The organism is Flavobacterium sp. 2755 (genome assembly GCF_031455715.1).
Lineage (GTDB): Bacteria > Bacteroidota > Bacteroidia > Flavobacteriales > Flavobacteriaceae > Flavobacterium.
The window spans coordinates 127531-139831 of record NZ_JAVDTG010000013.1; the positions used below are offsets into that span (position 1 = coordinate 127531).

The following is a 12301-nucleotide window of genomic DNA, read 5'->3' on the forward strand; positions in this document are numbered from 1 at the left end:
CTGGTCACATACAGCTGGCCTTTTTTGCCGATGTAGAGCATACGGGGCTTTCCGAGTCCTGCTGCAACAGGAGTTATCTGCCAGTCCTTAGCTGTTTTAAGACCGGACGCCAGCGATGAGTTATATTCCAAATGTGTGGGATAATTAGTTATGGTTACTTTTTTGGTGTCTTCCTTCGGCGGAATTCCTTTTTGTCCATACGACAGCACGCCAACAAAACACAGAAGCGGTAAAAGTGTGTATTTAGTTTTCATAAATAATGAATTTATCGTGTAAATAGTTAACTCAATTACTTTTAAATGAACACATTGCCATTTTTAAGCGACCTCAAATATATTAACATCATCTTTTAATATTTTATAAGATATGCTGTGAAAATTATAGGATTAACATCGGATTGTTTTTACATTTTGGATTATTTACTTAAATATTACGACATACCGCTAAGACATTCCCGAATATTCATGAAGTGTAATTATAATTTTTTGAAGTGTAACATATACGCTGCCTTAATTATTTCTTAAACCTTGTGTCTTATCACTATTTGTATTATCTTTAAGATATGAGAAGAAACGGAGAAATAATAATTATAGAAGACGACGAGGACGACAGAATGCTGCTTCAGGATATTTTTGAAAGCCTGAACTATGCCAATAAAATAACATTTATTGAAGATCCTATGGATGCTTTATCTTATCTTGCAAATCCCCTTGTAACTCCATTTATCATACTTTCCGATATTAATATGCCAAAAATTAATGGGTTTGAATTGCGCGATCAGATTCTTGCCGATGATACGATCAGGACAAAGTGCGTCCCGTATATTTTCCTATCAACATCGAAGACCCATGAAAATGTCCTTAAAGCATACGGCTGTCGTGCCCAGGGCTACTTCAAAAAAGAAGATGACTTCATGACATTTAAAACGGTAATAAAAAATATAGTAGAGTACTGGCGCACAAGCCTTACTCCCACTAATTCTTTGTAGCTTGGCCAAATTCATAATGCAGCGGAAAAAGTACATTCAATACTATTAACGACACCTACTTAATAAGCGATAACCTAGACAAATTTATATTTAGGGTGTACAGTTTTAACTGGTGTTCCAACGTACGACAAATTGCCTCTTTTAAGAGTGATCTTCCACACCCTAGTCTCAAGACTGCAATATTTATGCGCCTAAAATCAACGCCGGCATCTTTGCCATGATGTTCATACTACCTTGAAAGCAGACCTGCGGGGTTCTCTTAACCGGCAGGCAGCCTCGAGATAATTATCTTACATATAACCCCGCCCGTCAGAATCACTAAGTCTGCGGAAAGCAGTACTGGAAAGAATCGTTACAACTGCCAATACAATAAATGTATAATGAAAAGATTCTGTAATACTAAATCCCATATGTTCCGACCCAAAGAAAGAAAGCACAAGACTGGCTGCAGAAACTCCAAAACTAATGGAAAGCTGCTGCATGATCACCAGCATGGTATTACCTCCGCTTTTGGTATTCTCATCTAAGTCTACAAGTGTAATAGTATTCATTGCCGACATTTGTATGGAAGTAAAAAAACCGTAAAAAACCATTAAGACAATATAATAGGCTAGTGGCGTGTCTCTTTCGACAAAACCTAAGATAATTAAAACAACTCCTAAAAGCACAGTGTTGCTGATTAATACATTTCGATACCCTAGAGATTTAATAATACGGACCATAAAAGGCTTAACAGCCACATTGGCAAGAGCCGACGGAAGCAGTAATAATCCCGAAACTGAAGCCGAATATCCAAAACCGGTCTGCAGCATAAGAGGCAGCAGTAACGGCAGTCCGCCAATTCCTAACCGGGTAATAAGACTTCCGGTAAGTCCCACTCGCAGTGTTTTAATATTTAGGAGTCTTAAATCAATAATGGGGTTTTCTGTTCTTTTATAATGATAATAATACAGCACAGCAAGGGCATTAAAAAGAAACAATCCTCCCAAAATAATGAACCAGTTCGTCAGACCGCTGCTTAAGAGTTCTAAAATCATTGTTATGACGATTAACGCAAAACTGAAATAGATCAGTCCGCGAAAATCAAATTTCCCGACGGCTTTCTTGAAATTGGGCATGATCCTTTTTGCCATCGAGATCCCTATAAGCCCGATTGGAACATTCACTAAAAAAATCCAGTGCCAGGAGAGATTATCAGAAAGAAATCCGCCAAGACTAGGCCCTGCCACCATACCCAAAAGGCCAAAAATGGTAATAAAGTTCATGGTTTTTAAAAGCCTGCTTTTGGGATATTGATACAATATGGCCAATCGGGCAATAGGAACCATCATCGACGCACCAATAGCCTGCAGCACCCGCGATAAATTAAAGGTCAGCAGACTTCCAGAAAGCGCACAGCATAGCGAGCCTGCGATAAATAAGGCAACAGCAGTCATGAACATGGTCCTTGTACCGAATTTATCGGCAAGCCAGCCGGAAAGAGGAATAAATAAAGCAAGAGTGAGTGCATAAGTTACTATTACCGAATGCATCTGGGTAGGAGAATATTCCATATCTCTGGCAATAGAAGGCAACGAAGTGTTGAGAATGGTCCCATCCAGCGATTGTATAAACATGGCCACAGCAGTCACCCACGGAAGTAAATGCACAGCAGTTCTTTTTTTCTTTTCTTTGGCAATTTTCTTTTCTTCTTTTGTAATCATAGGCAGTAATTAAAGGAAACAAACAGCACATTGTCACTTATAAAATTCCACAAATCAAATCCGTTAAAATTACAGTTTTCTGATTTTTCAATTATATAATTAACATCAGAATATTTACGCTTCAAATATGCAGTAAAGTAAATATGTTAAACTCCTATTACATTTGATGTTTTATAGTGTCATATGGGTATATTATATAAAAATGATTTATAATATAAAATACTGATATTCGGTTTCATTATTTTTATTTTATTAAAAACTTTTAATGAAAATAATTAAGACAATAAGAACAAAATTACAAGGCGATCGGCAATTAGCGCCATGGGCGCTATTTGTCTGACGACAGCTTTTACTCCTGTACTGGGAGCAGATTTTTCATCAGAAGAAAAAGGGACTTCAAAAATTCCTGAAGATCCACAAACGAAATACCCGCGCCCGCCCTTTAAAAAGCAAAACAGCCATGGCCGGGACTGGTAAGCAAAATGGATCCAAGACCCGATCATGGCGAAAAAAAAAAGTTATAAAGGTGGAAGGCTCAACGGCAGAAAAGCACTGATCACCGGCGGAGATTCGGGTATGGGAAGACTGCTGCTATTGTTTACGCCAGAGAGGGCGCAGATGTAGCGATCAACTATTACCCCACCGAAGAAGAAGAAGATGCTAAAGAAGTAATTGCGCTTTGAAAAGCTGAAGGAAGAAAAGCAGTTGCGATTCCGGGAGATTTAAGAGATGAAAATTTCTGCCGTTCACTGGAAGAACAGGCTGTAAAAGCACTGGGCGGTTTAGACATTGTAATTAATAATGCGGCAAGACAGCAGGCGCATGATTCCATTCTGGATATCTCTACAGAAGATTTTGATGCTACAATGAAAACCAATATTTATGCTCCTTTCTGGATTATTAAAGCAGCGCTTCCGCATCTCAAACCAGGCGCTTCCATTATAGGAACAAGTTCGGTTCAGGCGTATGCCCCTACTGAGGATTTATACGATTATGCACAAACCAAGGCGGCAACTACCAATTATATCAAATCACTGGCTAAACAGCTGGCTCCTAAAGGCATTAGAGTAAACGGCGTTACACAGGGACCCGTCTGGACACCATTGCAGGTAAGCGGGGCGCTTTGATGGAAAAATTAAAACAATTTGGAGGGCAAACACCTCTGGGCAGACCTGGACAGCCAGTCGAATTAGCTTCGATTTATGTCCAGCTGGCAGCCGAAGACGCAAGTTACGCAACGGTCCAGATCTACGGTTCCAGCGGTGGGGAAGGTAATCCTTAATATTTTAGGATTTTCTAAAACTATGTAAAAACAACTTAAATCATTGATCATGCCGTGATACAATGGAGATTACCCCCCATCTTATAAAAATCAGCCCAAAGCATTACGGGAAAAAGCGGTTGAAATAACCAATGCGCTGCTGATAGATGGCACCGAAGCAGGGATTGCAATTGCAACGGGACTTCAACAAGCCCGTGAACTTATAATCCAGCGCCGGATCGCAGCATAACACAAGCGCATCGCTAATTTTCATTATTTTTTCAACGCCGTGATAACTAAGTGTAAATCTTAATTTAATATACACTGCCTGAAGGGTTACGTATTTTGGAAAATGACATTTAGTATTCATTTTTTATTAGTTATGAAAACCAAAGATAAAATTTAGTCGTAGATGCGACAGAACCTCTTTTCCAAGATCGGCCGATAATTAATTTTTTCATAGTAGAAAATCAGAAAGTAAATAGTAATTGTATGGTCCCGCAAATATTTGAGTAATTTTGTGACAGTATATAAATGAGAAATTGTGGTTGAACCCTCGGAAATAAAAAGTCTTTTATCCCAAATAAATATTCCCGAAAAGGAACAGGAAGATTTATTGAGTATTTCCAAAATCAGACAAATAAAAAAAGACGAGTTTTTTATCTCCGAGGGGCAGGTGCCTAAAAAATTCGGAATTGTCATTAACGGACTGTTTCGCTATTATTACATCAGCGATAAAGGCGATGAGTTTACCAAAGGATTGATACTGAAGGGAAATGTACTGGCCGCCTATTCCGCAATGCTGCATCAGCAGAAATCGCTGTTTTACATTCAGGCCCTTGAGGATGCCGTTGTTCTTGAAATTGATTACAATTTGTGGTTGGAGCTGCAAATGCAAAATTCATTTTGGGATAAACTTTTAATCACTTTACTACAAAAGGGATATTGTATTAAAGAAAAAAGAGAAAGAGAATTGCTTCTGCTGGATGCTGAAGCGCGTTATAAAATCTTTCTGGAAGAATTTCCAACACTGGAAAAACAGATCAAACTGCAAATTATCGCTTCTTACCTCGGTATCAAACCAGAGAGTTTAAGTAGAATCAGAAAAAATATTTCCAGCTAACATAGGTCAATTTTTAAACGGATTGACCTAAATACCTTTGTATCATAAAAATATTCATTATGATACTAAAGAACAATGTAATACTGATTACGGGAGGTACTTCGGGGCTAGGGCTGGAAATGGCAAAACGGTTTGTTGGGCTTGGCAACCAAGTGATTGTCTGCTCAAGAGACCTTAAAAAATTGGAAGAAACCAAAAAGCTGCTTCCAAGCGTAAAGACCTGCCAGTGCGATATTTCCAATGAAGTGGAGCGGATACAGCTCTACAATCGGATAATGGGGACTTTCCCAAAACTCAATGTTTTGATTAATAACTCGGCAATCGTTTACAGAACAGACTTTATGAACGATGGACAAAGCTATGAAAAAGCTGTTGAAGAAATAAACACCAATTTAATTGCTCCGATACATTTATCCAAATTATTCTTGAGCCACTTATCTGCCCGGCCTAACGCAGCGCTCATCAACATAACAACGGGCCTGATTTATGTTCCCAGATGCATTTATCCATTCTACAATGCCACCAAGTCGGCATTGCACTCCTTTACCCAAACATTGCGGCACCAGCTGCAGGGCAGTCCAACCAGTATTATAGAAGTCCTTTTCCCTGCCGTAAATACGCCTTGGCATGCAGGCGCGCCTCCTAAAATTGCTATAAGCGCCGAGAAAGCCATTGACGAGATGATATTAGGGATTGGTAAAGGCAATACAGAGATTAAAGTTGCAGGTGTAAAAAAACTATATCTGCTATCGAGGCTTCTGCCTAAACTAGCATTTAAGAAAATAAACGCGTTAGAATAACAACAGCTATGATTTCAACCCCTACCAAAATGGATTGGCGATTTATTTGTAAATACACTTCGCACCAATGTCAAAGTTTTAGAAACCTCATACATCAGTCCCGCCTTTTTGAGGATAAAAAATTTTACCGGAAAAGGATTATCACAGGGCTGTAAAGCCCCCTCGGGACCTTCATGAGATCCTTCTTGTGCAGAAAATGTAAAAATGGCCTGCGCAGCTGCCGCAAGGATAAAATAAACGGATAACGCCGTGAACCGCACACCATTTTCAGACCCCGGCAGGCAGTACGTGTTATAACGCCCTGGTCCGCAAAAATATACAGGCTAATCCCAGCCTGGCCCCTTGGCCGGTTCGCTTATGCCCGGGTGGAAAACAGCAGAACCAACATCCCAAAATAGCGAGAGTGTTTTGCAGGCGGGCCACCTTCACTTCTACAAAGCCAGAAACTTATTAATCATACAATTTCAAAACTGATTTGCAGCAGATAAAAAAATATAAAATAAATAATATTTTATTATTTTTGAAAAATTTAACATATCAGACGTTAAAATGAATCCATATAAATCCATTGGATCTGCCATCAGCAATAGTGTATAACAATTGAAAAGGTGCTCTCGGAAAAAAAATAAACCATATGCAAAAGAAAATTTTCACTTTATTTTATCTCCTGCTGGGAACATTACCGGCTTTTGCGCAAAGAATAAACATTGCTGTTGAACAGGCCGATCCGCGTTTTACACTCTCGGTGCAGCGCAGCAGCTCCCTGGCCGGGGGAAGCGAGTATTATTATTTCAATGTCCAAAATAATACCAGCAGCGAATACGAATTAAATGTCCAGATTACCCTTGAACTGGCCTGCGCCGGAACCAAAACAGTCTCCCTGCGCTCCGGGGTTTCAAATGCCCTGCATTTACTGCCGGGCGGCAGATACAATTCAGAGAACCAGGCCCAATTTATATATTTCGGCAAAAAAGAGTGCGCAGTACCCTTGGGCAGTAATAATTATACGCTTTACAAAAGCATCAGCTACACCATTAGCAATGTGGTTGATATAAGCAGGGAAAAACAAGACGCGGGCGCAAAAAAGAAAACTGAAGATGATGCCAGAGCAAACGCAAGAGCAGATGCGAAGGCGCAAAGGGAACAGCAGGCCCTTAATGAGCCAAAAGCTGCAGAAAACAAAACAGACAGCCCGAAAAGTTCACAAAGCACCATTGCAGCAAAAAGCAATCCAGCAGAGATCACTAATGTCCAGTTTTCTCAAAAAGTGATGGTAAACGGACAATACATGCAGGTATTCAGGCAGAACGGCGTGCCTTATGTCCGAAATGCAGACGGTTCCTACCATAAGACAACAGAAGAAGCCTACAGCCGGATTCTGGCGGTTTCAGACAAGCAGACACAAACACGCGCCACACAGGAAATACCAAAACAGCAGAATGATCCCCAAGTACTAAAACTTTCTCAGGACTATGCCCGAAACCAGCAGTACCAAGCAGAACGCACTGAAATCATCACAAAAGGAGTCAGCGATCTTGGAAACCTTGTCGGAGGCTGGATCCAGCAGAATCAGGCAGACAAAGCAAGAAAGGAAGCCCTTGAGGAACAGCGCGCAGAAGAAGAACGCCAGCGCCAGTATGCTCTTTACCTAAAAACGAGCAGCCGCAAAAATGCTTTTGCTGAACTGCCTTCAAAGGATATACCTCTTTCTTCACAGGAAAAGGCGGCAAGCATCTATTTTTTCATTTATTCCTACAACAATTTAGACAGTGAATACGGAGCATCAGCCTATATTTCGAATGTTTTTGAAATCGGAAGGTACAATGACGGAACCCGCGCATACACCGCAACGGTAAAAAATGACATAGAAAACCTAAGCCCTTATGCCCAGGTCCTGCATGGGTATTATTATACTGCCCAGCTGGCAGAGCAGAAAAGACAGGAACTTATTGCCGTTTTGCAGAACACCGGCGTTACTGTAAATAATGTTTTCTACAAAGGAAAGGCCGCTGCAGCAAAAGCAGGCAGCGCCTCTGCCGATAAGCAGGAGTCAAATTACGGCACCGTGATCAGTGCGGCGGCAAAAGTTGACATGCGTCCAAATAACGGGACAGCGCCAAACCCGAAGCCAGATAATTCAAAAGAAAGCCAGCCAAAAAATTACGGAACAATTATTAAATAGCCCTATGAAGCAAGCACTACTTTATCCCCTTCTGTTATTGAGCATTAACATCTTCTCTCAGAATGCCCTGGCCGAGCTGAAATTTGAAGAAGCCGAGACGGCATTTAACAATGGTGATTATGAACTGACAATCCAAAAAGCCGGCGAATTTGAAAATACGCTGGGAGGCATCACCGATAAGTCACTGTATCTGCGGTTAGTATCTCAAAGCAAGCTCTTTAATGCTGCTGATTTTTACACAAGCGAAAAGCAATTCACGCTCTACAATTCATTGGCGGAAAACATCGCAAAATATCTGAAGGCCACTGAAAATAATGGGCTGGATGATAAATTCAAGGAAGTTTACGCTATTGGTGAAAACCTGAAAAAGCTTAATCTGCCAAAAGATAAAACAATTTGGAAAAAAGAACAACAGCGCATTGAAAAGGAAGAACTCGACAGACAAAACGCAAAACTTGAGCAGCTCGAACTCGCCAAAAAAACTTTTGAGGAATTTACAATAGATGATCTTCCATTTGGACAAACTATAGAAGAATTTCAAAAACAGCATCCAGATATTCTTCCTGAGAATTACAAAATGTCAAAAACCAAATGGGCGGCAGGCACAGAGCAAGACCTTATCTATGCCTGCCATTCCAAAAGTATTGGCTTTGAGAGCAAAGAAAATTTTCTGCTGCCTTACAATTCATCAACAGGTGCCCCAATTTATGATACCAGTATTCATCTGCTACTGGTAAAAAACGGCAGAATCGCCGGATTTCAGAAAACGATTTTCTACTGCAACAGCAAAGGCCAGGGCAGCCTGACATACCCAGAAGCGGTTTCGCAGACCGATAAATATGTTGAAGAATTTAAAGCGAAATTTCAGTCATACGGCAATAAGGCTGCCGATGTCATACCTTATTATGGTTCCCAAAATCAATGGAGCTGGATTATACCGGACATAAAAAGCGTGCATCTATACAGCGACTGCTATATGGACGAAAAAAATCCAAAAAGATGGAAGAGCTCCCTCACATTACGAGTATTCAAAAACTAAATAACTTTAAAAACAATTATGATTATGATGAGAAAACTATTTTTAGCCGCTATGTTAACGGTAACAACATTTGCATTTTCACAAGGTGAGCTTTTTGGCACGATAGGAATCACTAAATTCAGCGAAAAAGACAATGGGCAGAAATTCGACGGCCATAAAGGTACAATATCTGGTAAACTTGGATTTACCTTCTGGATACCTTTTGAGGATGCGCGATTTTCAATCAATCCCGGTATAACTTATGGCAGCATGGGAACCAAATTTAAGGATGGAAATGACGATACTACCATAACACTGGGATATGTTAGTGTTCCTGTTGATTTTGTATACAAAATCAAACCTATCGGAAGCACTTTCTTTTTCTCTGCCGGCGGTTATTATGGATATCTTGCTTCAGCTGAAACACAAGATGCCGAATTAAAGATAAATGATGGCGACTATTCATACAAAACAAGTGATTACGGTGTAAATGCAGGGGCCGGATATTTTTTTGACAATGGCCTTACGCTGCGTTTAACCTATACACAAGGTCTGGCTAATATTATGAATTATCCAAGCGGTTTGAATGACAGCCATATTAAAAATTCAAATATTGGATTATCGATAGGTTATATATTATTTAAAAAGAGAATCTGATAAACCATTTTTTTAGCTTAGCGGAACAAAATTATTAAGTGATCTTAAATTAATAATCTGATCATCGAATTTTGACTGAATAATCTCAGACACATTATTAATTTACTAAAAACTGATATGGATTGTTCTACCTATTAAGCTATTTATTTTATTTACTTATAATATCCGGGTCATTACAAAATTAACGTTAAATCCTATGATTTAGCGTTTTTTTATGCACTTTTAATTCATTTTAATCAGTTTAACCTATATCGGCAGGCATCCCGCAGCGGGCACCCAAAAGCCGCCTGCCTTTTCGAGGATAAAAAATTTTACCAGAAAAGGACCATCACAGGGATTTCCACCCCCTCGGAAAACCTTAATGAAATCCTGCTTGTGCAGAAAATGGAAAAATGGCCCGCGCGGTACCGCAGGGATAAAATAAACCAGTAAGGCAGAGAAGCAGGCCCACTTTCAGACACCGGCAGACAACAGCACCTATAGGGCGCCGTCATTTATCAAAAAAACGCCAGCCCACAAGCCCCGATAGCAGCGTAAATCCTTTTATGGCGGTGTTCTCCGTAAAAGATTGAAACGGATAGCGGGAAAAAGCTCCAAAAAAAAATTCCAGCCCTAAAAAATAACCTCAAGGACAACTGGCAGTGATGACCAATTGTATTGCATGCCATGCAGCGGTCCCTGTAAACGGAGCTCCCATATCGCTGGTTACTTATGAGCAGGTAAAAAATGCCGTTTTAAAGCGCAGTCTCATCATCCGGATTTCGCTGGAGAACGGCAATAATGTACTGATGCCCAAAGGAGGACCCAGAATGCCCCAGGAAACAATAGACATCGTTAAGAAATGGGAGAAGGACGGATTATTTGAACAGTAATTTTAATCCCTTGTACCTTTTTGCCACAAAAAGTTAAGGCGTTTTTTAAAGATATTTCTCCCGTCTAAGTTTTGTGGCAGAATCGTGGCGCATAAGTCTTGACCTAGTACTAAATTCATTAAAATCAAACTCTTCTCTACTGAGGTTCGAATGGCGGATCGATCGTCTCAAAAATTTGAAAATATGTAAATTTCCTAATACCATATGTGTTTTTTCTTTCAAAATACTTATTAATTTGCTGTTCTACTAAAGCTAATTTTGATTTATTTCCGTTTGAACCTGCGATAAAATCCAAGTGGGGCTCTGTGTTTTTTATAAAATTTTTCGAACGAAAATTGTAAATGCTATTAGCAAAATTTTATGCGAATTTTGGCAGAGTCGTTATCTATTTTGATTTCATTAGCCAGAAAACCGATCAGAGTAAATACAGTTAATTTTACTGCTGTCTAATTTCTATTTTATGATGTTGTGCTTATTCTATTATATCTTGTAGTGCTCAATCTATTAAATGCTGCTATTCTCTCGAAAAATTTCTTCTGTTTTTTTCGGCATATTCGCGCCAAATTCGCGCCAAAAGGGATACATTCACGCCAAATTAGAATAACTCATATCGTGTATTTTTACCAGTTCCAATCTTTTTAAAAACCTTAATTCAATTAAGTCATGTAGATCACGTGTAGCTGTTCGTGCAGAAGAAAATGTTTCTCCTTGATAAATCATATTTGTTATAAACCATTTTCTTTAACATAGTCCACCCCAGCCATCTGACGTTTATTTAATCCTAAAGCCACTAATAAATCCTGGCTCGTTTTAGATCTTATTTTTTTGTAAAATAAGCGCCTCTTAGATGCAAAATTTTGTGTAGAGCAGTTTTTTAAGGTTGATTGGCATGAAAATTTAACAACTATATCATTAGCATTATTGGATTTTTTCCATCAAAAGCATCAAACAGTTTTTAGTTGTAAAATATTTTCCAATAAGAATTAAAGTAATACTTTGTATGTATCAAAATAACTTTACAAGATGAAATTTACAAAATTAGAATTTTATCCCTGCAAAACCTCTCATGTTCAATTCGTTGAATATAGCCTAGCTGATTTGTTACCAAATTCGTACTGCTAATTTTAAAATCCTTAGTATTATAATGACTATGTCCATATATCCAGCACATTGGCTGGAGCCACTCAATAAGCTCTGAAAGCTCAACCGAAAAAGCTTCATTCACTCTATCATCAAACCCTGCACATAGTCCTTTATGCTTAAAAACTTAACAACAACTACATTCTATAAAAATTGACTCTACCTTAATAATATTCAAGGAAGTTGTTATAGTTTTTATATATTTTATTAGTACAGAATATAAAATATCCATATTTTTGTCTTATTACAAAAACAAAATTATAACCAGTTAAAAAACAAGGTATTACGCGCCAAATCAGCACATTTTAAAGTTCGTGGCAGAATCGTGGCGCGATAGAAAAAAAATATTAGAAATGCAGTATATGGGCGGGCTGCGGGCTTAAGGTTCGAATCCCTCTTTCTCCGCAGAACTTGAAACCCCTAACATCTGTTAGGGGTTTTGTTTTTTTTATCTTTTCTCTTTTACTGCAACTTTTGACATCTATTTAAATGAAGAAAGAGAGATTCGAATCCTCGGAGAAAATAAATCAAACAAAAAACCTCCAAAATCATTTCTG

At 39.0% G+C, this 12301-nt stretch carries 8 protein-coding genes; 7 read left to right on the plus strand and 1 reads right to left on the minus strand.

Going from position 1 to position 12301, the window contains the following annotated elements:
* Positions 1–562: 562 nt before the first annotated feature.
* Entirely contained in the window at positions 563–988 is a 426-nt protein-coding gene (locus J2Y38_RS22975) for a response regulator (RefSeq protein ID WP_309847297.1), read from the plus strand.
* Positions 989–1278: 290 nt separating this feature from the next.
* On the opposite strand, the gene J2Y38_RS22980 is transcribed toward J2Y38_RS22975, so the two are convergent.
* Positions 1279–2691 carry an MFS transporter gene (locus J2Y38_RS22980; RefSeq protein WP_309847300.1) on the minus strand — a complete coding sequence of 471 codons (1413 nt, stop codon included), beginning with the start codon at positions 2689–2691 and terminating at the stop codon, positions 1279–1281.
* A gap of 710 nt (positions 2692–3401) precedes the next feature.
* Here J2Y38_RS22980 and J2Y38_RS22985 point away from each other — a divergent pair.
* The 6 genes from J2Y38_RS22985 to J2Y38_RS23010 all read left to right on the plus strand — a co-directional run bounded on the left by J2Y38_RS22985 (position 3402) and on the right by J2Y38_RS23010 (position 9732).
* Positions 3402–3818, plus strand: coding sequence for an SDR family oxidoreductase (locus J2Y38_RS22985; RefSeq protein WP_309847351.1), 417 nt, complete (start codon positions 3402–3404; stop codon positions 3816–3818).
* A 750-nt stretch (positions 3819–4568) separates the two neighbouring features.
* Complete coding sequence (locus J2Y38_RS22990) at positions 4569–5075, plus strand: Crp/Fnr family transcriptional regulator (RefSeq protein ID WP_309847302.1); 507 nt, start codon at positions 4569–4571, stop codon at positions 5073–5075.
* Between the two features lie 59 nt (positions 5076–5134).
* Positions 5135–5875: an SDR family NAD(P)-dependent oxidoreductase gene (locus J2Y38_RS22995; RefSeq protein ID WP_309847305.1), complete on the plus strand. Its 741-nt coding sequence runs from the start codon at positions 5135–5137 to the stop codon at positions 5873–5875.
* A 634-nt stretch (positions 5876–6509) separates the two neighbouring features.
* Entirely contained in the window at positions 6510–8057 is a 1548-nt protein-coding gene (locus tag J2Y38_RS23000) for a hypothetical protein (RefSeq protein ID WP_309847307.1), read from the plus strand.
* Positions 8058–8061: 4 nt separating this feature from the next.
* On the plus strand, positions 8062–9096 hold the full coding sequence (locus J2Y38_RS23005; protein ID WP_309847310.1) for a hypothetical protein: 1035 nt from the start codon (positions 8062–8064) through the stop codon (positions 9094–9096).
* 24 nt (positions 9097–9120) lie between these two features.
* Entirely contained in the window at positions 9121–9732 is a 612-nt protein-coding gene (locus tag J2Y38_RS23010) for a porin family protein (RefSeq protein ID WP_309847311.1), read from the plus strand.
* Positions 9733–12301 lie beyond the last annotated feature (2569 nt).